This window comes from Roseomonas sp. CAU 1739, assembly GCF_039839775.1.
GTDB lineage: Bacteria > Pseudomonadota > Alphaproteobacteria > Acetobacterales > Acetobacteraceae > Neoroseomonas.
The window spans coordinates 23691-46700 of record NZ_JBDOQQ010000004.1; the positions used below are offsets into that span (position 1 = coordinate 23691).

The 23010-nt window shown below is 69.6% G+C and carries 23 protein-coding genes; 15 read left to right on the forward strand and 8 right to left on the reverse strand.

The window, feature by feature from the left end; all coding sequences use genetic code 11:
• The first annotated feature begins 148 nt into the window (after nucleotides 1-148).
• Nucleotides 149-1486 (forward strand): DUF4157 domain-containing protein, encoded by a 1338-nt coding sequence (locus tag AAFN86_RS08595; RefSeq protein ID WP_347542885.1) that lies wholly within the window; start codon nucleotides 149-151, stop codon nucleotides 1484-1486.
• Nucleotides 1487-1602: 116 nt separating this feature from the next.
• Here the strand turns inward: AAFN86_RS08595 and AAFN86_RS08600 are convergent, their stop codons facing one another.
• The 5 genes from AAFN86_RS08600 to pdxH all read right to left on the reverse strand — a co-directional run bounded on the left by AAFN86_RS08600 (nucleotide 1603) and on the right by pdxH (nucleotide 7137).
• Nucleotides 1603-2436 (reverse strand): aldo/keto reductase, encoded by an 834-nt coding sequence (locus tag AAFN86_RS08600; RefSeq protein WP_408906595.1) that lies wholly within the window; start codon nucleotides 2434-2436, stop codon nucleotides 1603-1605.
• Nucleotides 2437-2764: 328 nt separating this feature from the next.
• The gene (locus tag AAFN86_RS08605; protein ID WP_347542887.1) at nucleotides 2765-3475 is read right to left on the reverse strand and encodes a pirin family protein; all 711 of its coding nucleotides are present in this window, start codon (nucleotides 3473-3475) and stop codon (nucleotides 2765-2767) included.
• 310 nt (nucleotides 3476-3785) lie between these two features.
• On the reverse strand, nucleotides 3786-4664 hold the full coding sequence (locus AAFN86_RS08610) for a universal stress protein (protein WP_347542888.1): 879 nt from the start codon (nucleotides 4662-4664) through the stop codon (nucleotides 3786-3788).
• Nucleotides 4665-4715: 51 nt separating this feature from the next.
• Nucleotides 4716-6179, reverse strand: a complete 1464-nt coding sequence (locus AAFN86_RS08615) for an AAA family ATPase (RefSeq protein WP_347542889.1) — start codon at nucleotides 6177-6179, stop codon at nucleotides 4716-4718.
• 268 nt (nucleotides 6180-6447) lie between these two features.
• Complete coding sequence (gene pdxH, locus AAFN86_RS08620) at nucleotides 6448-7137, reverse strand: pyridoxamine 5'-phosphate oxidase (protein ID WP_347542890.1); 690 nt, start codon at nucleotides 7135-7137, stop codon at nucleotides 6448-6450.
• Between the two features lie 144 nt (nucleotides 7138-7281).
• Here pdxH and fabI point away from each other — a divergent pair, with 144 nt between their 5' ends.
• Entirely contained in the window at nucleotides 7282-8124 is an 843-nt protein-coding gene (gene fabI, locus AAFN86_RS08625; protein WP_347542891.1) for an enoyl-ACP reductase FabI, read from the forward strand.
• Nucleotides 8121-8498: a hypothetical protein gene (locus AAFN86_RS08630; protein ID WP_347542892.1), complete on the forward strand. Its 378-nt coding sequence runs from the start codon at nucleotides 8121-8123 to the stop codon at nucleotides 8496-8498. Before fabI ends, AAFN86_RS08630 begins: the two co-directional genes overlap by 4 nt.
• Before the next feature lie 93 nt (nucleotides 8499-8591).
• Here the strand turns inward: AAFN86_RS08630 and AAFN86_RS08635 are convergent, their stop codons facing one another.
• A complete protein-coding gene (locus AAFN86_RS08635) occupies nucleotides 8592-9353 on the reverse strand; it encodes an MBL fold metallo-hydrolase (RefSeq protein ID WP_347542893.1) in 762 nt (253 codons plus the stop codon).
• A gap of 143 nt (nucleotides 9354-9496) precedes the next feature.
• On the opposite strand from AAFN86_RS08635, the gene AAFN86_RS08640 reads away from it, so the two are divergent.
• Together AAFN86_RS08640 and aroC are read left to right on the forward strand one after the other, a co-directional pair.
• On the forward strand, nucleotides 9497-10066 hold the full coding sequence (locus AAFN86_RS08640) for a helix-turn-helix domain-containing protein (protein ID WP_347542894.1): 570 nt from the start codon (nucleotides 9497-9499) through the stop codon (nucleotides 10064-10066).
• Nucleotides 10067-10124: 58 nt separating this feature from the next.
• Entirely contained in the window at nucleotides 10125-11231 is a 1107-nt protein-coding gene (gene aroC / locus AAFN86_RS08645; protein WP_347542895.1) for a chorismate synthase, read from the forward strand.
• 145 nt (nucleotides 11232-11376) lie between these two features.
• On the opposite strand, the gene AAFN86_RS08650 is transcribed toward aroC, so the two are convergent.
• Together AAFN86_RS08650 and AAFN86_RS08655 are read right to left on the reverse strand one after the other, a co-directional pair.
• On the reverse strand, nucleotides 11377-11967 hold the full coding sequence (locus AAFN86_RS08650) for a DUF4269 domain-containing protein (protein ID WP_347542896.1): 591 nt from the start codon (nucleotides 11965-11967) through the stop codon (nucleotides 11377-11379).
• The gene (locus tag AAFN86_RS08655) at nucleotides 11964-14006 is read right to left on the reverse strand and encodes a 4Fe-4S dicluster domain-containing protein (RefSeq protein WP_347542897.1); all 2043 of its coding nucleotides are present in this window, start codon (nucleotides 14004-14006) and stop codon (nucleotides 11964-11966) included. Before AAFN86_RS08655 ends, AAFN86_RS08650 begins: the two co-directional genes overlap by 4 nt.
• 89 nt (nucleotides 14007-14095) lie before the next feature.
• On the opposite strand from AAFN86_RS08655, the gene AAFN86_RS08660 reads away from it, so the two are divergent.
• The 10 genes from AAFN86_RS08660 (at nucleotide 14096) to AAFN86_RS08705 (ending at nucleotide 22993) form a co-directional block, all read left to right on the forward strand.
• Nucleotides 14096-14791: a biotin/lipoate--protein ligase family protein gene (locus tag AAFN86_RS08660; RefSeq protein ID WP_347542898.1), complete on the forward strand. Its 696-nt coding sequence runs from the start codon at nucleotides 14096-14098 to the stop codon at nucleotides 14789-14791.
• The gene (locus AAFN86_RS08665; protein ID WP_347542899.1) at nucleotides 14788-15336 is read left to right on the forward strand and encodes a DUF6505 family protein; all 549 of its coding nucleotides are present in this window, start codon (nucleotides 14788-14790) and stop codon (nucleotides 15334-15336) included. Before AAFN86_RS08660 ends, AAFN86_RS08665 begins: the two co-directional genes overlap by 4 nt.
• Nucleotides 15333-16373: a DUF6352 family protein gene (locus tag AAFN86_RS08670; protein ID WP_347542900.1), complete on the forward strand. Its 1041-nt coding sequence runs from the start codon at nucleotides 15333-15335 to the stop codon at nucleotides 16371-16373. The genes AAFN86_RS08665 and AAFN86_RS08670 overlap by 4 nt, the downstream gene beginning before the upstream one ends.
• The gene (locus AAFN86_RS08675; protein ID WP_347542901.1) at nucleotides 16370-16882 is read left to right on the forward strand and encodes a DUF3305 domain-containing protein; all 513 of its coding nucleotides are present in this window, start codon (nucleotides 16370-16372) and stop codon (nucleotides 16880-16882) included. The genes AAFN86_RS08670 and AAFN86_RS08675 overlap by 4 nt, the downstream gene beginning before the upstream one ends.
• The gene (locus AAFN86_RS08680) at nucleotides 16879-17451 is read left to right on the forward strand and encodes a DUF3306 domain-containing protein (RefSeq protein ID WP_347542902.1); all 573 of its coding nucleotides are present in this window, start codon (nucleotides 16879-16881) and stop codon (nucleotides 17449-17451) included. The genes AAFN86_RS08675 and AAFN86_RS08680 overlap by 4 nt, the downstream gene beginning before the upstream one ends.
• Nucleotides 17452-17550: 99 nt before the next feature.
• The gene (locus AAFN86_RS08685; protein WP_347542903.1) at nucleotides 17551-18153 is read left to right on the forward strand and encodes a molecular chaperone TorD family protein; all 603 of its coding nucleotides are present in this window, start codon (nucleotides 17551-17553) and stop codon (nucleotides 18151-18153) included.
• Nucleotides 18154-18175: 22 nt separating this feature from the next.
• The gene (locus AAFN86_RS08690; protein WP_347542904.1) at nucleotides 18176-18424 is read left to right on the forward strand and encodes a twin-arginine translocation signal domain-containing protein; all 249 of its coding nucleotides are present in this window, start codon (nucleotides 18176-18178) and stop codon (nucleotides 18422-18424) included.
• A 16-nt stretch (nucleotides 18425-18440) separates the two neighbouring features.
• Nucleotides 18441-21377, forward strand: a complete 2937-nt coding sequence (locus AAFN86_RS08695; protein ID WP_347542905.1) for a formate dehydrogenase subunit alpha — start codon at nucleotides 18441-18443, stop codon at nucleotides 21375-21377.
• Between the two features lie 15 nt (nucleotides 21378-21392).
• Nucleotides 21393-21989: a formate dehydrogenase FDH3 subunit beta gene (fdh3B, locus tag AAFN86_RS08700; RefSeq protein ID WP_347542906.1), complete on the forward strand. Its 597-nt coding sequence runs from the start codon at nucleotides 21393-21395 to the stop codon at nucleotides 21987-21989.
• Nucleotides 21990-22003: 14 nt separating this feature from the next.
• Complete coding sequence (locus tag AAFN86_RS08705) at nucleotides 22004-22993, forward strand: formate dehydrogenase subunit gamma (protein ID WP_347542907.1); 990 nt, start codon at nucleotides 22004-22006, stop codon at nucleotides 22991-22993.
• Nucleotides 22994-23010 lie beyond the last annotated feature (17 nt).

A 23010-nucleotide genomic window follows, 5' to 3' on the forward strand; every position in this document is an offset into this window, starting at 1 on the left:
ACGGGCATGAACGGCGCCTTGGTGTCCGCGCCGTGAAACGTGTCACAGCGCGGTGCATCGCCCCGTTGTCCGGCTGCTGCCGCACCCTGTAATCTTCGGTGCCATGCCTAGTCCCCGGTCGCATTCCAACACGAACCATCGCACCACCTTGCCGCGGCCGCTGCTGCGGCGGCTGCAAGCCAGCTTCGGCTGCGACCTCAGCCATGTCCGCCTGCATCGCGGCCCGGCCGCGGCGCGCCTCGCCGCCGAGGCGGGTGGGATCGCCTGCGCGCTTGGCGCACGGGACATCTTCCTCGGTCCGGTGACGGCACCGCTGCTGCCGGCCGTGCTGGCGCATGAAGTGGCGCATCTGATGCAGCAGCGCCTGATGCAGCAGCGCCTGCCCGGCCCGGCCGGTGACCGGCGCGCCGCCGAGGCCGAGGCCCATGCCGCCGCCCGTGCCGCCCTGGCCGGCCAGGGCTTCCGCCCGCGTGTCGCCCTCGACCCGCGGGACCCCGCCTGCTGGGAGGAGGCCGGGCACTACTACACGGTCTATTTCGTGCTGCTCGCCTGCGGCGTGCGCGATCCACTGGCCCGCCAGGTCGCCTTTTATTGCCAGTTGCCCGACGAGATCTCGGAACTCGACGCGGTGCGTGCCGGCTACGCCATCGCCGGAACCGCGGTGACCGGCGGCGGCGTCGGCGACTGGCTTTACGAAAATACGGTCGGCCAGGTCGAGGAAATGCTGGTCACGATCAACAACGGCATCGCGGATTCCGTCGGCATACCAGGCGGGATGATGCGGGCGCGGCGCGAACCGCGTGATCCCGTCGCTCCCTACCGTTCCTCGCTCGACGTCCAGCAAGGGTTGCACGCGCTCACCGGTGGATCGTCGGCAACCGAGACGGCGGCACGTCGTGCCATCGTCATGGGCATCGACCCGGTCCGCAACACCTTCGAGTTCGGCGTCGCGTTGCACGTCTTCGGCGACAGTTACGCCCATCGCGACCGCAGCGGCGGGGCGATGTACGCGCCCGTCGCCGGCCATGCGCCGGATTCGCTCGCGGCGCGCGGCGGCAGCGACCGGCACGTCCACCCCGACGGCATCGGTCCCTATCGGCGCGTCACCTACGAGGCCTATGTCGGCGACCTGCACGACATGTTCAGCGCGCGGTTTTCAGGTGCCTCGCGCAGCGGCGGCACCATGCCGCGGGACCGCACGATCCGCACCCTTTCGGCGATCGTGGCCGGTGACGATCATGCCGCCGACACCGATCCGATGCGCGCAGCACAGATATCGATGATCCGCGCCGCCGCCGCGTCGCTGGGCGGGATGCACCCCTATGCGCCCGAGGCGACCGAGGATGTGCCGTTCTCGATCTTCAGTTCCGGCTCTTCGGGGATCACGGTGACACGTGTGCAGGTCGACCGCGCCCTTGCACTCGCGCGCTACTGGTCGTCGCCGGGCAGTTTTGCCGGAAGCAGCGCGCTGCCGGCCCTGCCATAGGCGACGACCGACGGGGCCGGTACCGGCGGCACGAGTCATCCACTGATGCCGCGGCCGTGAATGCGGCCCCCTGCAATCCGCCGACCGCGTGGCTTGCAGGGGCGCCGCCCCATCTCCTACAGCATCGCGAGGCCGCGCTTGCGCACTGGCGGCGTGAAGCCGGCATCCAGCGTCACGAGGTCATCCTTCGTCAGCGTGATGTCGCGCGCGGCCGCATTCGCCCGCACATGCGCCGGATCGGCTGCCTTGGGGATGCTGATCACATTGCCATCACGCAGCGTCCAGGCAATCGCGATCTGCGCCGGCGTCGCGCCATGGCGCGACGCGACCTCGGCCAGCGCCTTGTGCCGCAGCATCCGACCGCCCTGGCCGACCGGCGAGTAGGCCATCACCGGCATGCGTCGCTGCGCGCAGAAGGGCAGCAGGTCGAATTCCACGCCGCGATGCTCCAGGCTGTAGAGCACCTGGTCCGTCGCGCATTCCGCGAGCGCCGCGCCGAGTTCTTCGAGGTCGTCCACATCGCAGTTGGACACGCCCCAGTGGCGGATCTTGCCGGCGCGGCGCAATGCCTCGAAGGCTTCCACGGTGTCCGCCAGCGGCACCGATCCGCGCCAGTGCAGCAGGTACAGGTCGACGGTCTCGACACGCATGCGCTTCAGGCTGCGCTCGCAGGCAGCAACCGCGCCGCGACGCGATGCATTGTGCGGATAGACCTTCGAGACGAGGAACACGCCGTCGCGCCGCCCGGCGATGGCCTCGCCCACCACCTCCTCGGCACCACCCTCGCCATACATTTCCGCAGTGTCGATCAGCGTCATGCCGAGGTCGAGGCCGAGCCGCAGCGCATCGACCTCGGCGGCGCGGGCGCGGGCATTCTCCCCCATGTGCCAGGTGCCCTGGCCAAGGGGTGGGATGGGCGTGCCGTCGGGCAACGTCGGCATGGTGCGTATCCTCCGTGTGTCGGGGAAGGCTACTCCTGCGCGACGTAGGTGTAGAAGCGCGTCATCCCGCCGGGCTGCGCCTCGCTGCCCCTTGCTTTCGAAGCCGTAGAAGACGTTTCCGGCGCGTTGCGGTCACGCAGTTGGCCGGCGCGGAACCGACGGCCGATGGGACTCCGCTGCTGCATGCGGTGGTCAAGGCATCGCTCGGCGTGGATCGCCTTGCGCGGGTGCCGGGGCGTGAACCGGCCCAGGTATTCCGTGACCCTCAGCCGATCGGCACCGCGCCTGGATGCCGGGGGCTTGCATTTCCGCCCCCGGCCCCACCGATGCAGCCTGGTCAGTCGGCGGCGACTTCCACCATGACCAGTTCCGCATCCTCGGTCGCGGTGATGGTCACCGCGGTCTCGTCGCGGATGGCGATGCCGTCGCGTGCCTGCGCGGCGGCGCCATTCACCGTCACCGCGCCCTTGGCCGGCACCAGATAGGCGGCGCGACCCTGGGCGAGGGGCTGCACGAGCGTCTGTCCCTTCTTCAGGGTCGCCGCCATCACCGCGCCGTCGACGTTGATCGGCAGCGCACCCTGCCCGGCATCGCCGGTACGTCCGGACGCGAGCACCTCGAACCCGGCTTCGCGCTTCTCCTTCGGGAACTGCTTCGCCCCCCAGGACGGCTTCACGCCGCGACGGTCGGGCATGATCCAGATCTGGAACAGCGTCGTCTTCCCCGGTTCCAGATTGTACTCGGCATGCACGACGCCGGTGCCTGCACTCATGACCTGCACGTCACCCGCTTCGGTGCGGCCTTCATTGCCAAGGTTGTCCCTGTGGGTGATGGCCCCTTCGCGGACATAGGTGATGATCTCCATGTCACGGTGCGGATGCGGGTCGAAGCCCTTGCCCGGCGCGATTTCATCGTCGTTCCACACACGCAGCCGGCCCCATTGGTCGCGGGACTCATCGCGGTAATGGCCGAAGGAGAAGTGATGGTTGGCGTTGAGCCAGCCGAAATTCGCCTTGCCCAGGCTGCCGAAGGGACGGATGTCGATCATGGGAGTGCTTCCCTCTCGCTGCGCCCGCCGTGGCGGGCTTCTGTTCGAGACGGAAGATGGCCTTCTGCCAGGCCGCGCGCCACCGGTGGCCGGTGATGGCGACCATTGGCGGCGATGATCGCGGGCGGTATTGCCGATCACGTCTGCGGTGCCGGCATCGTCGAAGCCCTGCCGGGCAGGGAATTGTCGGACGTATTCTCACGCCCGTCAGGCTTGGCCGCCGTTATGCCGTAGCCAAGGGCGCGTCGCGGCCCGGCGCGGCGGCGCCAGGCCCGTCAGATACCCACCGAACCCGGCGAGCCTTGTGTACTCACCGGCACATCATCACCGGGATCTCGGCATTTTCCAGCACATGCCGCGTCACCCCGCCCAGGATCAGCTGGCGCAGCCGCGAATGCGAATACGCACCCATGGTCAGCAGGTCGGCACGGAAATCGCGTGCCGCCCCCAGCAGCCCCGCGCCGACATCGCGCGTCTGGGGCTTGAACGGCACGATCTCGGCCGCGATGGAATGCCAGCGCAGATAGGCCTGCAGCCCTTCGGCCTTCGGACCCCGCCGCTGGTATTCGTCGGCGCACAGGATCTGCACCGCCTGCGCCTTGTGCAGCCAGGGCAGCGCGGCGGCGACGGCTGCCGCGCTTTCCGCCGTGCCGTTCCACGCCACGCAGACCCGAGTGCCGATGTCGACCGGGGCGACGCGCGGGGCGATCAGCACCGGCCTGCCTGAATCGAACAATATCGCGTGCAGCGCGTCGGAGGACGACACGTCCTCGCCGGCTTCGGGGTGCGGCACGACCGCCATGTCGTAGAGGCGCGACTGCTGGGCGACGATGTCCTCCTCGCGCCCCGGCATCGATTCGAAGGACAGCGTCGGTCCGCCGGTCTTCGCCGCGGTGTCGGGGTTGTCGGCCAGCGTGACGCCGCCGAGGCCCGAGGTGAACTTGTCGAACAGCGACTTCACGCGATCGGCGCGCTCGCCGCTCTCGCGTTCGGTCGCGGCCATCATTTCCTCGATCATCGCGCCCGAAAGGCCTTCGCCGGCCAGCGGTGCGACGTCGCGCGCATCGACGCGGACATGCAGGCAATGCACATGGGCGGACCAGACGCGCGCGGCGATCAGCGCGGTGGCAAGCGCCGCCTCTCCGGCGGCGGTCCCCGTCAGCGGCAGCAGCAGCCGGCGATAGGCCATGATGAGAAGCTCCCCTTCCTCGCTGCGTTCGTCGCCAGTCGAGATAGCACACTAGCACATGGAACCAGGGTCCATGCCAAGGGTTGCGCGTGCATGGGTGACGGCGTGGTCATCCGCGGCCACGCGATGCCAGGTGATCGGGCCGGGATCGACTGCGGCGGCGCGCAGCAGCACCGCCTCCGTCGCATCCGATGCATCGCCCCGGCGCCCCGCAATGCGTGCGCGCAGCACATCGAGCGGCGCCTCCAGCCAGATCCCGTCGAAGGCTAGGCGGGCTGTGCGCGCTACCGCTTCGGCCGCTGCCCGCTGTGCGGGGTCGAGGAATACGGCATCCAGTTCCACGGCCTGGCCGCCGGCGAGCGCCGCCGCGGCCATGGCGAAGACCTCCGCATGCACGGCGCGGCTTACGCTTTCCTCATACGCCTCTCCCGGCAGGCGCTGTTCCGGGGCCAGGCCGAAGCGGCGCTTGCGCGCCTCATCCGTGCGCAGCACCAACGCGCCGGGGCAGCGGCCGAGCGTCGGGGCCAGCGCGCGCGCGAGCGAGGATTTTCCGGTGCCCTGCAGGCCGCCAATCGCCACCAGTCGCGCCGGGGCCGGGCGCAGATGTGCCTCGGCCGCCGCCAGCAGCGCGTGCCAGTCTCGCCCTCGCGCGGCCTCGACATGGGCGCGGATCATGGCGCGCATCGACAGCCAGAAGGGCAGGCCCACGACGATCCCCGCATCGCCCGTGCGCGCCACATACCGGTTCAGCACCCTGTTCGCGGCCGCGCGGCCATGGCGCAGATCCAGGTCCATCAGCAGGAAGGCCAGGTCGTAGCCGACATCGATGCGCGCCAGCGCCTCGTCGAATTCCAGCGCGTCGAACAGTGTCGGCCGGCCCTGCCATAGGCACAGATTGCCCAGATGCAGGTCGCCATGGCAGCGGCGGACGAATCCCTGCGCACCGCGTGCGGCGAGAGCGGGGGCGATGCGCGCCAACTCCGTCCGTGTCGCGGCCGCCCAGGCCTCGATGCGCGCCGCCGGCATGCCGGCCCGCAGTGCTGAGGGCACATTGCCGTCGAGTATCGCCGCCATCACCGCAGGCGTGTCGACCGTCGCGCGCCCCGCCGCCGCATGCATCGCCGCCACGGCATCGGCCACGGCATCGAGCAGTGCGGCATCCGGCGCGACGCGATCGAGGAAATCCCCTGGCGCGATCGGCGCCATGCGCAGCACCCATTCGACCGGCGGCCCTTCGCCGCCTTCGCGCAATCCGCCGTCCGGGCCGCGCGTGATCGGCACGACATCGCGATAAAGGCCCGGCGCATGTGGCTGGTTCAGTACGAGTTCGCGCCGGCAGAAGCGCTCGCGATCCTCGATGCGCGTGAAGTCGAGGAAGCCGAGTGCCACCGCCTTCTTCATCTTCCATGCGGTATCCGCGCCGACGAAGACGGCGGAGATATGCGTCTCCACGGGTGCTGCACCGCAGCGGCGGGTGAGGAAGGCGGCGGTCTCGGCCTGCGTGTCCGGGATCATCGAGGGGCACTGCCCCTCGGGCGCCCGCATGGCGCTGAAACGTGCTTCGCGGAGCGGTGCCGCCGCTGTCTCGACGCTACCTCACACACGGCCTGGCGGCCTTTGGAAGCCAGCACCCGGTGCTGGGCAGTCGCCCTGTCGCCGACCGCAGAAGCCGCCCAGGGCACAAGGCGGCCTTGGGACGTCGGTGCCGAGGGCCAAAGGTCGGCATTCCAGGTGGCCCATGCCCTTCGGCCTGGAGGCCCGGAGGGGCGGCGCCCCGCCCCTGTCACGGATACAGCGTCTCCACGCGCCAGGCGTCGCCCGCCCGGTGGAACACCCGCCGTTCATGCAGCCGGAACGGCATGTCGCGCCACAATTCGATCCGCCTCGGCAGCACCCGGAACCCCGACCAGAAGGGTGGGCGCGGGATCTCCCCGATCGCGTATCGCAGCCCGTATTCCGCCACCGCCTTTTCCAGCGCGAAGCGCGATTCAAGCGGCCGCGACTGCTTCGATGCCCAGGCCCCCAGCCGCGAGGTCCGCGCGCGCGAGGCGTAGTAGGCATCGGCCTCGGCATCGCTGACCGCTTCCACCGCGCCTTCGACGCGTACCGACCGGGCCAGCGATTTCCAATGGAAGCACAGCGCCACCTGCGGATTGGCCGCGAGTTCCCCGCCCTTGCGGCTTTCGAGGTTGGTGTAGAAGACGAAGCCCCGCGCATCGACACCCTTGAGCAGCACCATCCGGGCGGATGGGAAGCCATCCGGCGTGGACGTCGCCAGGCAGACCGCATTGGGGTCGTTCGGTTCCGATTTCGCCGCCTCGGCCATCCAGGCCTCGAACAGGGCGATCGGGTCGTCGGTGGTGGCGCTGCCGTCCATGCGGGCACTCCTCGCAGACCGTTTGAGGCGGCGCCGATGGGTGCCCCCCGAGCCCGGCACCGCCGCGCCCGCGCCACCTGGCCGGATGAGGGCCATGGCGGCACGCAGGGGCCGGCTGTGACGGACACTGCCTGTATCGGCCCGGAGCCCGAACCTGCAAGGGGGCGGGAACCTCTTGCTCCTGCCCCGACGCCATGGCACCACCGACCCCTGCCAGAAATCGGACGGGCCCAAGAAGTGATGAATGACGCCGCGCCAGAGCCCCGGATCGCCACCGGCACCCTGATGCAGGGCAAGCGCGGCATTATCATGGGCGTGGCGAATGACCGCTCGATTGCCTGGGGCATCGCGCGGGCGATCGCCGCCCAGGGCGGGGAAATCGCCTTCACCTACCAGGGGGATGCGTTGGAAAAGCGCGTCCGCCCGCTGGCCGACAGCATCGGGTCCACCCTGGTGCTGCCGTGCGACGTCGCCGACGATGCCAGCATCGATGCCGCCTTCTCGGCCATCGGCAAGGCCTGGGGAAAGATCGACTTCCTGGTCCATGCCATCGGCTATGCCGACAAGCAGTTCCTGCGCGGACGCTACCTCGACACGCCGCGGGCGGCCTTCCTTCAGGCAATGGACATCTCCTGCTTCTCCTTCGTCGCGGTCGGCCAACGCGCGGCCGCGCTGATGTCTGAAGGCGGGTCAATGCTGACCCTGTCCTATCTCGGGGCCGAACGTGTCACGCCGCATTATAACGTGATGGGTGTCGCCAAGGCCGCGCTGGAGGCAAGCGTCCGCTACATGGCGACCGATCTCGGCGAGCGCGGCATTCGGGTGAATGCGATCTCGGCCGGGCCGATCAAGACCCTGGCGGCGAGCGGGATCGGCGACTTCCGCTACATCCTGCGCTGGAACCAGTACAATTCGCCGCTGCGGCGGAACGTGACGATAGAGGAAGTGGGCGGGTCGGGGCTGTACCTGCTGTCCGAACTCGCGGCCGGCGTGACCGGGGAAGTCCACCACGTCGATTCCGGTTACCACATCGTAGGCATGAAGAACCCGGACGCGCCGGACATCACGGTCGAGAAGGGGTGAGGCTCGGCCTCGTCACGGCCTGCATGGCCGTGTTGGGTGCACTGGCGGCCGTCTCGGTTCGGGCCCAGCCCGGCGATGAGGGCCGCTGCTGGGTCGCCATCCGCGTCACCGGCCCCGAAGCCATGCGCGTCAGCGAGGAGGAGGCCGAGGAACGCCTGCGCATCCGCTGTCGTGCCGGTGATGTCGTCGTTTTCCGCACCGATGTCGGCCTGCCGGTCGGCGGCCTCGCCGCGCGCTACTGCGACATGACCCGCCCGATCCTGATCGAACGCACCATCGAGGCCCTGGCACCCGGTTCCAGCCAAGCGCCAGGGCAGGAACCGGGCATCCTGGCTGTCTGCACCTATCGCGGCGCGCCTCGGGTCGATCGCTGATCGGCCAGCCGGCCCGGAATGCGTGGGCGGCCCGCCGGGGCCCCACGCCCGGTGGTGTCGCCGTGGACGAGTCCGAACCGGACGTCGAGGGTGCTATGCCGCGACGGGCGCGGCCAAAGGGACATCCGCCATGACTGTCCGGACCCGCCGATCATAATCATCGGCCAGCCCGCGTAGCGCCGCCGTACCATCCCCCTCGAAGGTTGGCCCGTGCATCAGCGCGAGCCTGCCCGGAGCGAGCCCAGCGAGCCGCCGGATCGTGGCCCCCATGCCGGGGTTCAGGCTGGAGAAGCGGAACAGGTCCTCGGCCGCGATGGCGGGACCGACGATGTCGCCCTGTGTCAGTGCCGGCCCGTCGCCGAGCTGCGTGAACAGGTCGCCGCACAGCAGCGTTCCCGTACGTTCCTCCAGCAGCACGCCGGCATCCCAGCCGTGCGGAATGTGCGGCGTGTCGAGGTAGCGGACGCCGAGCCCGCGCCCTAGTTCGATCCGCGCGCCGTCCTCAAGGACGCGTGGCGTCCGGTCGGCCGTGTCGTTCAGCGACACCATGCAGCCGGTCTGGCCATGCGCCACCTGGGCCTTCGGCGCCACGGACAGCCATTCGTTCATCGCGCCGCATTCATCGGCCTCGTAATGGCCGAAGGCGATCCAGCGCAGCGTCTCGGGCGGAATCAGCCGGGCGACGGCGTCGCGGACGATCGGGAACATCCGCCGAAGCCCGGTATGGAACAGCAGCGGCTCCTCCCCGCGCAGCAGGAAGTGGTTGAAGGTGAACCCGGCCGGCGGCGCGATGTCCGGCACATGGACGGAGAGGCGGAAGATGCCCTCCGCGATTTCGGCGACCTTGGCTTCCATGATGTCCTCCTGGCGTCCTGGGTGCCGGCCCGCACGGCCATCCGTGGCGGGATCGGCGCAGCATAATTGACTACACGATAGTGTTCTCTCAAAATGCTTCCGCGATCAACATTGAATGCACAGTTCTGTGTAATGAAAATCACATGCCCCGGCCCTATGCCCTGAAGCGCCGCGCCGAACGCCAGGCGGAAACCCGGCTGCGGATCGTCGAGGCCGCGGTCGACCTGCATGGCAGCCTCGGCCCGGCACGCACCACGCTGAGCATGGTCGCCGAGCGCGCTGGCGTTCAACGCCACACGCTCTATGCCCATTTCCCGGACGAACGGAGCCTGTTCCTGGCCTGCTCGGGCCTCGCGACGGAACGCGACCCGCCGCCCGAACCCGCCGCCTGGCCCGATGGCCCGGACCGGCTGCAGGCCGGGCTCGGTGCGGTTTACGGCTGGTACCGCCGCAACGAACAACTCGCCGCCTGCGTGCTGCGGGATGCCGAATTCCACGCCCTGACGCGGGAGGTCGCGGAGTTGCGCCTCGGCCCGTCGATGCGGCGGTGGGACGAATCGCTCGGCACCGGGCTCGACCCGGCGCAGCACGCGATGCTGCGCCTCATGCTCGGCTTCGCCGCCTGGCGCAGCCTCGTCCGTGACAGCAGCCTCGGCCCGCAGGAGGCCGTCGCCGTGGCGGTCCGGGCGATCCGGGGCGCCGCCGCATCATGAACCGGCCGGCGCGGGGCCCCTCCCGCGCGTCGTCATTCTGCTTTAAGTGCCGACCGCCATGTCCCACAACACCTTCGGCCACCTGTTCCGCGTCACCACCTGGGGCGAATCCCACGGCCCGGCCATCGGCTGCGTCGTGGATGGCGCCCCGCCGCGCCTTGCCCTGACCGAGGCCGACATCCAGCCCTTCCTGGACAAGCGCCGGCCGGGCCAGTCGAAATTCGTCACCCAGCGCCAGGAAGCCGACCAGGTCCGCATCCTGTCCGGCGTCTTCGAGGGCCAGACCACCGGCACCCCGATCGCGCTGCACATCGACAACACCGACCAGCGATCGAAGGATTATTCCGAGATCGCCGAACGCTTCCGCCCCGGCCATGCCGATGTCACCTATGAGCTGAAATACGGCATCCGCGACTATCGCGGCGGCGGCCGGTCGTCAGCGCGGGAGACGGCGATGCGCGTCGCCGCCGGCGCGGTCGCCCGCAAGGTGCTTGGCCCGGATGTGCGCATCCGTGGCGCGCTCGTCTCGATTGGCGGTGATTGGGTCGATCCGGCCGCCTGGGACTGGGCGGCGGTGGACGACAACGCCTTCTTCTGCCCCGACCGCGCCGCGGCGACGCGGTGGGAGGAACGGCTGCTCGACCTCCGCAAATCCGGCAATTCCGTCGGCGCCGTCATCGAAGTCGTTGCCGAGGGCATCCCGCCCGGCCTCGGCGCGCCGATCTACGGCAAGCTCGACGCCGACCTGGCCGGCGCGCTGATGTCGATCAACGCCGTGAAGGGCGTCGAGATCGGCGACGGCTTCGGCGCCGCCGCCCTGACCGGCGCGGACAATGCCGACGAGATGCGGATGAACCCGGACGGCACGGTGGCCTTCCAGTCCAACCATGCCGGCGGGATCCTGGGCGGCATCAGCACCGGCCAGCCGATCGTCGCGCGCTTCGCGGTGAAGCCGACCAGCTCCATCCTGACCCCGCGCGCCGCGGTGGATCGCCAGGGGCGTGAGGTGGAGGTGCAGACCAAGGGCCGCCACGACCCCTGTGTCGGCATACGCGCCGTCCCGGTCGGGGAGGCGATGCTGGCGATCGTGCTGGCGGACCACCTGCTGCGGCACCGCGCGCAGAACCCTGATGCGCCGAGCCTCGCGCGGCTGCCGCGCAACTGACGGTGCCGCCTCGGTGGTGGCATTCCTGCAGGTTTGGAATGGTTTGTCCGTGATCAGGCCATCGGACTGTGCCGGCGGGATCAGCGAAAGCGGCAACGACAAGAATTTTCAGAATTGACGTTCGCGACCGACCCGGCGGCGGCCGTCAGAACCGCAGCGCCAGCCCGGCCTGCGCCGCCACGGCATCCGCATGGTCCAGCACCAGGCGATAGGCGTCGCCGGCCGGCAATCCGATCGCCGCGGCGAAGGCCGGTTCGGTCTTCATCCCGCCCTGCTTCAGGTCGCGCACCGCGGCGCGCAGCGCCTCGCCATGGCGCCACAGCAGGACATGCTCCGCCCGCAGGTGCCGGTGGCCGAATTGTTCCCGGGGCGCGACGGGCTGGCCGAAGATCTCGATGGCATGGCCCTCCGCCTCGAAGCCGTACACCAGTGTGGGCACGCCATCGCGCAGGAACAGCCGGTCGCTGGCCGCGCCATGCGTTCCGAAGGCACGCCGAATCACGGCACCGGCCGCTACCGGATCGGGCATGTGGCAGGCGATGTCGAGGTCGCTGCCCGGCAGCGCCAGGCCCAGGGGAAAGGTGCCGACAAGAAGCGGCGCATGGGCCGCGAGCCGGCCGAAGGCGTCGATGCTGTCCAATGCGGTGATCGCCGCCTCGCCCTCCGGCCAGGCGGCGAGCAGGGCGCGCCAATCCTGCCAGTCCGGCTCGACATAGGCGGTGCCAGGCGCGCTCACTGCTCCTCGCGCCGCTTCCGTTCCGCCTCGCGCAGGTAATCCTCGGTCGTCTTCGTCACCGGCCGCGCGGGTCCGGCATAGGGATCGATGCGCGCCGTCGTCGCTTCGGTAATCCGGCAGTCCTCGCAGAAGTCGAGGATCGCCGCCCGTGCCGGATCGGCGAACATCCAATGCGCCGACAGCTTGGCCTTCACCCGCGCAATCGAGGCCTTCGTGCCGAACAGCTTGCCGCAGCGCGGGCAGGCGGCCGGCTCTTCCTCCTTCACCACCTGCGGCGATGCGGCGGCGGCGGAGAAGTTCAAGCGGGGCTCCAGCGTGATGACCTTCTCCGGGCAGGTCGCGGCGCACAACCCGCATTGCACGCAGGCATCCTCGAGGAAGCGCAGCTGCGGCGTCTCGGGATTGGCGGTGAAGGCCGAGGTCGGGCAGACCGAGGTGCAGGCGAGGCACAGCGTGCAGCCCGCCGTATCAACGCGCGCGACGCCAAAAGGCGCGAGGGCCGGCAGCGTCACGGTCTCGACCACCGACCCAGCCACGTCGCGCAGGGCGCGCAGGGCCTGCAGCGCCATCTCCCGTGGCGTGCCGATCGCCTGGTGGGTGGCAGGCGCGAAGGCGAAGGGTGCGCGCGGCAGGGCGGCCAGAGCCTCGCCGAGGCTGAAGGGATCATCCGTTTCGATCGCCGCGGCGCGCGGCGTGGCGTGGTCCAGCCCCAGGCCGGCCAGCGCGGCGTTCGCGGTTTCAAGATTGCGGAACAGGCCCTCGGCGCCATGCGTCCGCCGCCCCGGCAGGAGCACCCGCACGGCGCTCGCCCCCCAGGCGACGGCGCCGGCGATCAGCGAAAGGTCGAGCGATGTCGGCTCATTCACCTGCAGCGGCAGCACGCGGGCGGGCAGCCCGTCGCCATGACGGGCGAGAGCATCGAGCATCGGTTCGCCCTGTGCCGCGTCATGGACCAGCAGCACCGGCGCCTGGCCGCCCGCCTCCCGGTAGGTGAGCAGCAGGCGACGCAGCCGGTTCGCCAAGGCCGCCGGCGGCGGCAGCGCATAGGTCGCCGCGCCGGTCGGGCACACCGCCGCGCAGGCGCCGCAGCCGGCGCAGATTTCCGCGCTGATCACCACCTGGTCCTTGAGCGGTCCGGTCCCTGAGGTGATCGCCCCGGTCGGGCATAGGTCGATGCAGCGCGTGCAGCCGTGCTGTTTGTTGCGGGCATGCGCGCACAGGCCGCCCTCGAAGGCGATGAAGCGCGGCTTGTCGAAGGTGCCGACCAGATCGCCGGCGGCGGCGATGGCGCGTTCCACCGCGGCGGCGTCGGCCGGGTCGGCGCGCAGATAGCCCTGGCGGACCTCATGCGCCGGGAACAGCGGCGGGTTGCCGGTCAGGTCGAGGAGGATGTCCGCGCGGCTGGTCGCGCCGTCCTTGCTCGGGCCCCAGTCGTAGCGCGCGCGGGAGGAGGGGCGCGGCAGGGCGGCGCCATCCACCGTGACCTCGAAGGCGCCGAGCCAGCCGGTGGCGGCGCGCGCGCGCCCCTGCATCACCGGGAAGGGTGCGGCGTGGGCGGGCTGCACATCCTCGGCCCCGGTCAGCAGCACGGTCAGGTCCAGCCGATCCTGCAGCCGCGTCGCGGCGTCCAGCGCCACCGCGTCGCGGCCGAGCACCAGCGTCACGCCCCGGCTTTCCAGCGGCACCAGCGGCGTGGGCGGCATCGGCTCGGCGGCGGCGGCGAGCAGGGCGGCCATCTTCGGCCCGGCGGCGCGCCCCTCGGCGGACCAGCCGGCCTGCTCGCGGATGTTGACGAAGGTGGGCGTGGCGGCGCCGGCCTGCTCGGCCTCCTGCGCGAACAGCGGGGCCTGCGCGGTGCAGGCGACCGTCAGCGGCCGGCCGGTGCCGAGTGCCGCCATGAAACGATCGAGCTGGGCCATGCAGAGTTGTTCGGCCGTGCGCAATTCGGCGCCGCAGCCGCGCGCGATGGCGCGTTCATCGAGGCGCATGGTGTCTTCGCAACTGCACACCAGGGCGATGCGCCCATCCGTTCCACTCATCGACCCGAAGTCCCCCCGGCGCGCCCCTGCTGGACCGAAGGCGCTGTGAGCATATATGCCCAGGACAACCACCTTGCGAGGGAACGCCATTGTCCGAGGGCCTGCCCGAGTTGCCGAGCGTCTTCACCCCCATTGTCGCCCTGCGCGAGGGCGGGGATGCAATGGCGCGCGCGGTGGCTATGGCGCCCGACCACGGCGCGGGCACGCTCGCCTGGGTGCGGTCCTGGGCGCGGGTGGAAGCGGCGGTGGTGCTGGAACCCGAACAGACATTGGCCGCCGCGCGCCCGGCTCTGCTGGCGGCGCTGTGCGCGGCGGTCGATGCGCTGGCGGGCTTCGGCCCCCCGGAACAGCCGCTGACCTTCGACTGGCCGGCGACGATCCGGGTGAATGGCGGCGTGGTCGGCCTGGCGCGCCTCGCCGCCCCGCCTGACTGTGCGGAGGATGCGGTGCCGGACTGGCTGGTCGTCGGTATCGAATTGGCCTTCGCCGCGCCCGCCGATGCCGAACCCGGCCGCACGCCGGACCGCACCACCCTGTTCGAGGAAGGCTATGATGACACCACCCCGGCCGAACTCACCGCGGCCTGGGCGCGGCATCTGATGGCGAACCTGGCAGAATGGCAGGCGGCCGGCTTCAGGGCGGTTGCGGAACGCTATTTGGCGCGGCTTGATCCGGGGCTCGCCGAAGGGGCGCAGCGCGGCATCGATCCAGCAACGGGGGACCTCGTGATCCAGCGCGACGGCCAGCGGGAACGGATGGCACTGGCGCAGGGGGTCACGGCATGATGCGGCTGCTGCGCACCATCCGGCTCGACCGATCGGATGCGCTGGTGTTTCCGCGCGCAGCCGAGCCCGGCGAATGGGCGGTGCCGGGTGGCTTCTGCTTCTGGGATGACGATGTCACCGCGCTGGACGGACGGCGCCGCCAGGCCTTCCGTGCCGGCTTTCTGGGCTTGTCCTCCTTCGGCTGGTCCACGCTGGTCGAAATCGTCGCGGCCAGTGCCACGCAGCGCGAGGCGGCCGTCGCGGCGCTGGCCGCGCATATCCGCAGCGACCATGGCGCACCCGACGATGCCGCCGCCCGCGCCGCCGCCGAGGAGGAGATCGCCTTCGCCGAAACCCTTTGCGACCACCCGCCCGGAACGCTGGTCGCGCTGACCCGCAGCGCAGAAGGCGGTGACGTGCGCGAACGCTTCCGCACCCTGCACGAACGCCCGCAGGATCACCGCGCCTTCGAGACCTTGCCGGTCTTCGCCGCAATTTCCGTCGAAGGCGAGGAGGAAGCGCCGATCCATCCTGACCTCGCGCGGATGGCGAGGCACGGGTCGTGACGCACGGTCTCTCCCCCGGTGATTTCTGGGTGGCCTCCGGCCATCACCTGTGCGACGCCGCGGAGCACGGCCGGCTGGCGGCGACGGCGGATCTGTGGCGTGCCTTCCTGGCGCGGCCGGAACTCATCCCACCCGAGGAAGCCTGCGACGCGGAACGCGCGCTGCACGCCGCGCTGATGGACGATCCGGCGCAGGCGGTGGCGCCGGCGCGCCTCGCGGCGCTGGCCGATGCCGATGCGCGCGAGAATTTCGGGCGTTTCCTTGGTTTCCGCGATCGTGTCGCGACCGAGCCGTCGCTCGAAGCCGCCTGGATCGCGCTGTATCGCGACGGCGTGTCGGGCATGCCGCCGATCCTGCTGCAGATGCTGACGCATCTCGTCGCGCGCGCGGCCTTGGAAGGGGAGGGCGATCCCTTCGCCCTGCGCGCCGCCGAATTGCTGTTCCGCACCCAGCGCGTGGCCATCCACCAGGGCGCGATGCTGCTGGCTGATGAGGAGGTCGTGGAGATGCGCGGCCGGGATGGTGGCTTCGGCGCGCTCGGGCAATTGCTCGTGGAAGCCGGCGCGCCGCCGCGAGAGGTCGAACTCGACGTGCTAGGCGACGCCAATGCGCATCTCTATCATGGACGGTCGGACGCGCATGACTTCGCGCTCGACATCGTCGAGGGGCGCGACGGCCAGCGCGGCATCGCCCGCGCGCTGGAACGCTTCATCCGCCACCTGTTCGGCGAGGCGGTGACGATCCGCCCCGTGCCCGTGATCGAGGATGCCAACTGGACCTGGCATGTCGGCCTGGATGCCGAGGCGAGCGCGATCGCCAACGACCTGTGGCAGGGCAGGAAGGTTCGGCAGGAACGGCTGGCGCGGATCCTCTGGCTCGGCGTGCTGGACTTCGCCGATGCGTCGCGCGTGCTGCCGCGCGTCGCGGGGCGGCCCGTCTATCTGGCGCTGGCGATGGATGCGGCGAACCGGCTGCGCATGAAGCCGCAGAACCTCGTCGCCGGGCTGCCGCTCAAGGCACGGGAGGAAGCGGCATGACGCTGGAAGTCCCGGGCACCATCCGCATCCTTGTCGGCGTGGTGGCGGAACGCCGACCCGGCGTCACACAATGGGCAGAACATGCCTGGGCCGCGCGGGAAGTGCTGGAGGACGCGCCCGACATCGCCGCCTGGACCGTGTTGCGGGAGGATGCCGGACGCACCCTGTTCTTCGCGGGGACGGCCGAGGTGGCGCTGCACCCGACCGACACCGACAACTACATCCACAACCTGCAGCAGGAGACGCCGCGCATCTGGGTGGTGCTGCGGCCGGTGGAACAGGCGCCCGGATACCGGCTGCAGACCGTCACGGTCGATGCGGGGGAGGCGCAGCTCTATGCCGAATCCGGATCGGACATGCTGGAATCCCTGCCCCTGCCGCCCGGTCTGCGCTTGGTCGTCGAACGCTTCGTCGCCGAGCATCACAAGCAGCGCGAGTTTCACAAGCGCAAGCGCGACCGCGCGGACACCGAGGCGCTCGGCACCCGGTCTCGCCTGGAGGGACGATGAGCGAGGAAGGCTTCCTCTCCCGCTGGTCGCGCCGTAAGCGCGCCGTCGAGGCCGGGCTGCCACCGCCGGAACCGCCGGCTGCCGTCGTGCCGGAGGCCGCCCCGGTGTCGGAGGTGCCGCAGGAACCGCACTTCGACATCACGACCCTGCCACCGATCGACAGCCTGACGATCGACAGCGACATCGCCGCCTTCCTGCGCAAGGAAGTGCCGGCGGCCTTGCAGCGTGCCGCGCTGCGCAAGGCCTGGACGCTCGACCCCGCCATCCGCGATTTCATCGGTCCGGCCGATTATGCCTGGGACTACAACGCGCCGGATGGCGTGCCGGGTGCGTCGCTGGACCTACCCGGCAACATCCGGGAGATGCTGGCCCAGGCCTTCGGGACCCCGGCGGAGGACGCCGCCGAGCTGCCTGCACCCGACACGAGCATCATCGAAGCACCGCCGGAAGCGCCGACTGAGGAAGCAGCGCCATCGACGCCCGTGATGCTGTCCGACGTGGCCACGCCCGAACCCGCCGCCCCCGCCTCATCAGCCACCCGCCGGCATGGTTCCGCTCTGCCGAGTTAAGAATTATTCGCAATAAAGCGTAATGTTTTCATGGAGTTGTTTTGCCGGTCTGATTCGGAGTAATTTGGTCGGAAATCAACGCTGGGGAGCGCCTGCGGAATGCCCGCACAAGCGGTCGCAGACACGCAGATCGACATCTTGACGACCGAGCGCGCGCGGCTGTTCGCCCTGCTGGGGCGCCTTCTGGTCGCGGCGCCGGATGCCAGGCTGCTTGAGGCCCTGGCCGCGCTGCGCGGCGACCGCAGCGCGTTGGGGCAGGGGTACGGCGCGCTGGCGCAGGCCGCCGCCGTGTCCGACAGCGTCTCGTCCGAGCGCGAATTCCACGACCTGTTCATCGGCCTCGGGCGGGGCGAACTGCTGCCCTTCGCGTCCTACTACATCACCGGCTTTCTGCACGAACGCCCGCTTGCCGAACTGCGTGGTGCGCTCGCCAAGCTGGGGCTGGAGCGCGCCGAAGGCATCGCCGAGCCGGAAGACCACATCGCCACGGTCTGCGAGGTCTATGCCGGCCTGCTCTCGGGCAGCTTCGACGGCGGGCCGGCGGCGGCCGAGGCCTTCTTCGACACGCATATCCGGCCTTGGGCGGGCCGGTTCTTCACCGATCTCGAAAAGGCAGAGGCGGCGCGATTCTACCGCGCCGTCGGGCGGCTGGGCCGCACCGCCATCGAGATCGAGCAGGCGGCCAACGGGCTGCCGGCATGACATGGTTGGGAGGCAGGTTGAGATGAGCAAGAACGACGAGACCGTGGCCGAGCGTCGCGGCTTTCTCCGCACCTTGGGCCTGGGTGGTGTTGCAGCGGCGGCCGCCGCCGGCAGCGTCGAGGCTGCCGGCACCTATGACCCGCAGCGCGCCGATACCGTGCCGCCCGGCCTTGCCCGCAAGGAGAACGAGGGCGAGCGCACCAAGGCGCGCTACCAGGCGAATGCCGCCGACGTGCAGGCCTTCTATCGCACCAACCGCTACGGCGGCTGAGAGGGAGCGAGACCCCATGCTGATCAAGCGTTCCGAAGCGCGCGCCGGCAAGCAGCGCCTCGCCGCGGCCTATGCCGGGTTGTCCTCCGGTGGGCTCGACCGCCGCGCCTTCCTCAAGCAGGCGGGTGTCACCGGCGTCGGGCTGTCCGCGCTCGGCGCGATTCCGCTGACCACGGTGCGCCCCGCCGTGGCGGGGCCGGTGAACCATGCCGAGCCGGTGACGCGCATCAAGAACATCTGCACCCATTGCTCGGTCGGCTGCACGGTGACGGCCGAGGTGCAGAACGGCGTCTGGGTCGGCCAGGAGCCATCCTGGGACAGCCCGATCAACCGCGGCACGCATTGCGCCAAGGGCGCTTCGGTGCGCGAGTTGGTGCACGGCGACCGGCGCACCAAGTATCCGATGAAGCTGGTCAATGGCCAGTGGCAGCGCATGTCCTGGGATGCCGCGCTGACCGAGATTGGCGACAAGCTGATGGCGGTGCGCCAGGCTTCCGGCCCCGACAGCGTGTTCTGGCTTGGCAGCGCCAAGTTCTCGAACGAAGGCTCCTACCTGTTCCGCAAGCTCGCGGCCTTCTGGGGCACCAACAGCGTCGACCACCAGGCGCGCATTTGTCATTCGACCACCGTCGCGGGTGTGGCCAACACCTGGGGCTACGGCGCGATGACGAATTCCTACAACGACATCCGCAATGCCAAGACCATGATCATCATGGGCGGCAATCCGGCGGAGGCGCATCCGGTCTCGCTGCAGCACGTTCTCTCCGGCAAGGAGATGAATCGCGCCAACCTGATCGTCATCGACCCGCGCTTCACGCGCACGGCCGCGCATGCGACCGAATATGTGCGCATCCGCCCGGGCACCGACATCCCGATCATCTGGGGCTTGCTGTGGCACATCTTCCAGAACAACTGGGAGGACAAGGACTTCATCCGCCAGCGCGTCTACGGCATGGATGACGTCCGCGCCGAGGTTGCGAAGTGGCCGCCGGCCGAGGTCGAGCGCGTCTGCGGCGTGCCCGAGGCGCAGATGCGCAAGGTTGCCGAGACCTTCGCCACGCAGAAGCCCTCGACGCTGATCTGGTGCATGGGTGCGACGCAGAAGACGGTCGGCACTGCCAATGTGCGCGCCTATTCCATCCTGCTGCTGGCGACAGGCAATGTCGGCAAGGAAGGCACCGGGGCGAACATCTTCCGTGGCCATTGCAACGTGCAGGGCGCGACGGATTTCGGCCTCGATGTCACCTCGCTGCCCGCCTATTACGGGCTCGACGAGAATGCCTGGCGGCACTGGTCGCGCGTCTGGGGCGTGTCCTACGAAAGCATGGTCGCCCGCTTCGACAGCAAGGCGATGATGGAGACGCCGGGCATCCCCACCACGCGGTATTTCGACGCGGTGACGATGCCGGTGAACGCACAGACCGGCCTCGCCCAGCGCGACAACCTCAAGGCCATGATGGTGTTCGGGCATGGCGGCAACACCGTCACCCGCATGCCGGAAGCGGTGAAGGGGCTGGAGAAGCTCGACCTGCTGGTGATCGCCGACCCGCATCCGACCTCATTCGCGGTGATGTCGGGCCGCCGCGACAACACCTACATCCTGCCGATCTGCACGCAGTTCGAGACGAGCGGCAGCCGCACCTCCTCAAACCGCTCGATCCAGTGGGGTGCGCGCATCGTCAAGCCGATCTTCGAGAGCAAGGACGACTACGAGGCGATCTACCGCCTGTGCGGCGCGATCGACGCGGCCTCGGCGAAGCGGAACATGACCTTCCGCCTTCAGTCGGAAGTCTTCGCGACGATGGACATCGTCGACAACGCGCCGACCTCCGAGAGCATCCTGCGCGAGATCAACCGCGGCGCCATCTCCACCGGCTATACCGGCCAGTCGCCAGAACGGCTGAAGCTGCACATGCAGCACCAGGACAAGTTCGACCTGGTGACGCTGCGCGCGAAGGACGACGCGCCGGCCGAGATCCGCGGCGATTTCTACGGCCTGCCCTGGCCATGCTGGGGCAAGCCGGAGTGGCGGCATCCGGGCACCCACATCCTCTACAACACCAACCTGCATGTGAAGCAGGGCGGTGGCACCTTCCGTGCTCGCTTCGGCGTCGAACGCAACGGCGCGACGCTGCTCGCCGAAGGGTCCTACTCGCAGGGGTCGGAACTGACGGACGGGTATCCGGAATTCACCACGGCGGTGATGGCGCGGCTCGGCTGGGACGCGCAGCTGACCGATGAGGAGAAGGCGTCCATCCAGCGCCAGGGTGGGACCGCGTCCTGGGCCACCGACCTGTCCATGGGCATCATCCGCGTGACGATGGACCATGGCGTGATGGCCTATGGCAACGCCAAGGCGCGCGCCAATGCCTGGAACCTGCCGGACCCGGTGCCGGTGCATCGCGAACCGATCTACACGCCGCGCACCGACCTGATCGCGCAGTATCCGACGCTGCCCGACCGGCGCGCCTTCCGCCTGCCGCATCTGGGGCAGTCGGTGCAAAACCGGGCGAAGGACCTCGCGCCCAACTTCCCGATCATCCTCACCTCCGGCCGCCTGGTGGAATACGAGGGCGGCGGCGAGGAGACGCGGTCGAACCGCTGGCTGGCGGAATTGCAGCAGGACATGTTCGTCGAGATCAATCCGCGCGATGCCAGCGCGCGCAATATCCGCGACGGGTCCTGGGTGCTGGTGAACGGGCCGGAGATGCCGCAGGGCAAGGCGAGCCGCATGAAGGCGCTGGTGACCGAGCGCGTCGGCCCCGGCGTGGCCTTCATGCCCTTCCACTTCGCCGGCTGGTTCATGCAGGAAGATCAGCGCGGCAAGTATCCGCCGGGCGCCGACCCGATCGTGCTCGGTGAATCCGTGAATGCGATCACGACCTATGGCTACGACCCGGTGACCTTCATGCAGGAAACCAAGGTCACCCTGTGTCAGATCCGCGCGGCGTAAGGGAGGAACACGACGATGGCCCGCATGAAGTTCCTTCTCGACTCGGAACGCTGCATCGAATGCAACGCCTGCGTCACCGCCTGCAAGAACGAGAACGAGGTGCCCTGGGGCATCAACCGCCGCCGCGTCGTCACGCTCAATGACGGCAAGCCGGGGGAACGCTCCGTTTCCATGGCCTGCATGCACTGCACGGATGCGCCCTGCCAGGCGGTCTGCCCGGTGTCGTGCTTCTACACCACGGCCGATGCGGTGGTGCTGCACGACAAGGACCTGTGCATCGGCTGCGGCTATTGCTTCTACGCCTGCCCGTTCGGGGCGCCGCAATATCCGCGCCTCGGCAATTTCGGCAGCCGCGGCAAGATGGACAAGTGCACCTACTGCGCCGGCGGCCCGCAGGCCGACAATTCCGAGGCGGAATACATCCAGTACGGGTCGAACCGCCTGGCTGAAGGCAAGCTGCCGCTCTGCGCCGAGATGTGCTCGACCAAGGCACTGCTCGCCGGCGATGGGGATGTGATCGCCCAGATCTACCGTGAACGCGTGCAGCGGCGCGGCTATGGCTCCGGCGCCTGGGGCTGGCGCACCGCCTACCGCGAAACCGTCGCGATCTGAGGGAGCGCGCAGCGATGAAGATCCGCATCCTCGCCTTGCTGGCCGCGCTGCTATGCGCCGGGGTTGGCCAGGCCTTCGCACAGGGCGCCACCGCCACCCCGCCACTGGCGGATGAACTGGCGATCCAGTCCCTGCTGCGCGGCGAGCCCGTGCATGGCCGCATCACCATTCCCGACCAGCGCGCGGCTAATTTGATCCAGCCGCAGGGCCGCGAATGGCGTGAATTCCACAACGTGACGCTTGCCTGGGTGGGGGGGGTCGCGGTGATCGGCATGCTGGCCCTGCTGACCGTGTTCCGCCTGTGGCGCGGACGCATCCCGATCGAGGGTGGTCGCTCGGGCCGCACCATCCTCCGCTTCAACACCTTCGAGCGCGCGAACCACTGGATGGTGGCGTCCTGCTTCATCATCCTCGCGCTGTCGGGGCTGAACCTCACCTTCGGCCGGCATGTGCTGCTGCCGCTGATCGGGCCGGAGGCGTTCACCGCCGTCAGCCACTGGGGCAAGATGGGCCACAATTTCCTGGCCTTCCCCTTCACCCTGGGTCTGGTGCTGATGGTGCTGATCTGGGTGAAGGACAACATCCCGAACGGCACCGATATCCGCTGGCTGAAAGCGGGCGGTGGCATCGTCGGCCATGGCGAGCCTGACAGCGGCCGCTTCAACGCCGGGCAGAAGGGCATCTTCTGGATCACCGTGCTCGGCGGCGCGGCGGTGGCGGTGACCGGCTACATGCTGGTCTTCCCCTTCGTCTTCGCCGACGTGAACGGCATGCAGCTCAGCCACATCATCCACAGCATCGTTGCGGTGCTGATGATCGCGGTGATACTGGCGCATATCTATATCGGCACGGTCGGCATGGATGGCGCGGTGGAAGCGATGACCACCGGCCAGGTCGATCTCAACTGGGCCAAGCAGCATCACAACCTGTGGGTCGCGCAGGAAATGGCCAAGGGTCGCGCTGCCACGCCGCCTGATGCCGCCAAGGCCGCCGGCGCCGACTGACGGCGGCGCCCACCGAT

Coding starts and splice junctions, on each gene's coding strand:
- AAFN86_RS08655 (WP_347542897.1), bottom strand. CDS start 14,006: ATGAGTGGAACGGATGGGCGCATCGCCCTGGTGTGCAGTTGCGAAGAC.
- AAFN86_RS08690 (WP_347542904.1), top strand. CDS start 18,176: ATGAGCAAGAACGACGAGACCGTGGCCGAGCGTCGCGGCTTTCTCCGC.
- AAFN86_RS08640 (WP_347542894.1), top strand. CDS start 9,497: ATGCCCCGGCCCTATGCCCTGAAGCGCCGCGCCGAACGCCAGGCGGAA.
- AAFN86_RS08610 (WP_347542888.1), bottom strand. CDS start 4,664: ATGGCCTATCGCCGGCTGCTGCTGCCGCTGACGGGGACCGCCGCCGGA.
- AAFN86_RS08695 (WP_347542905.1), top strand. CDS start 18,441: ATGCTGATCAAGCGTTCCGAAGCGCGCGCCGGCAAGCAGCGCCTCGCC.
- AAFN86_RS08615 (WP_347542889.1), bottom strand. CDS start 6,179: ATGATCCCGGACACGCAGGCCGAGACCGCCGCCTTCCTCACCCGCCGC.
- AAFN86_RS08680 (WP_347542902.1), top strand. CDS start 16,879: ATGAGCGAGGAAGGCTTCCTCTCCCGCTGGTCGCGCCGTAAGCGCGCC.
- fdh3B (WP_347542906.1), top strand. CDS start 21,393: ATGGCCCGCATGAAGTTCCTTCTCGACTCGGAACGCTGCATCGAATGC.
- aroC (WP_347542895.1), top strand. CDS start 10,125: ATGTCCCACAACACCTTCGGCCACCTGTTCCGCGTCACCACCTGGGGC.
- AAFN86_RS08665 (WP_347542899.1), top strand. CDS start 14,788: ATGATGCGGCTGCTGCGCACCATCCGGCTCGACCGATCGGATGCGCTG.
- AAFN86_RS08635 (WP_347542893.1), bottom strand. CDS start 9,353: ATGGAAGCCAAGGTCGCCGAAATCGCGGAGGGCATCTTCCGCCTCTCC.
- pdxH (WP_347542890.1), bottom strand. CDS start 7,137: ATGGCCCTCATCCGGCCAGGTGGCGCGGGCGCGGCGGTGCCGGGCTCG.
- AAFN86_RS08705 (WP_347542907.1), top strand. CDS start 22,004: ATGAAGATCCGCATCCTCGCCTTGCTGGCCGCGCTGCTATGCGCCGGG.
- AAFN86_RS08605 (WP_347542887.1), bottom strand. CDS start 3,475: ATGATCGACATCCGTCCCTTCGGCAGCCTGGGCAAGGCGAATTTCGGC.
- fabI (WP_347542891.1), top strand. CDS start 7,282: ATGAATGACGCCGCGCCAGAGCCCCGGATCGCCACCGGCACCCTGATG.
- AAFN86_RS08675 (WP_347542901.1), top strand. CDS start 16,370: ATGACGCTGGAAGTCCCGGGCACCATCCGCATCCTTGTCGGCGTGGTG.
- AAFN86_RS08685 (WP_347542903.1), top strand. CDS start 17,551: ATGCCCGCACAAGCGGTCGCAGACACGCAGATCGACATCTTGACGACC.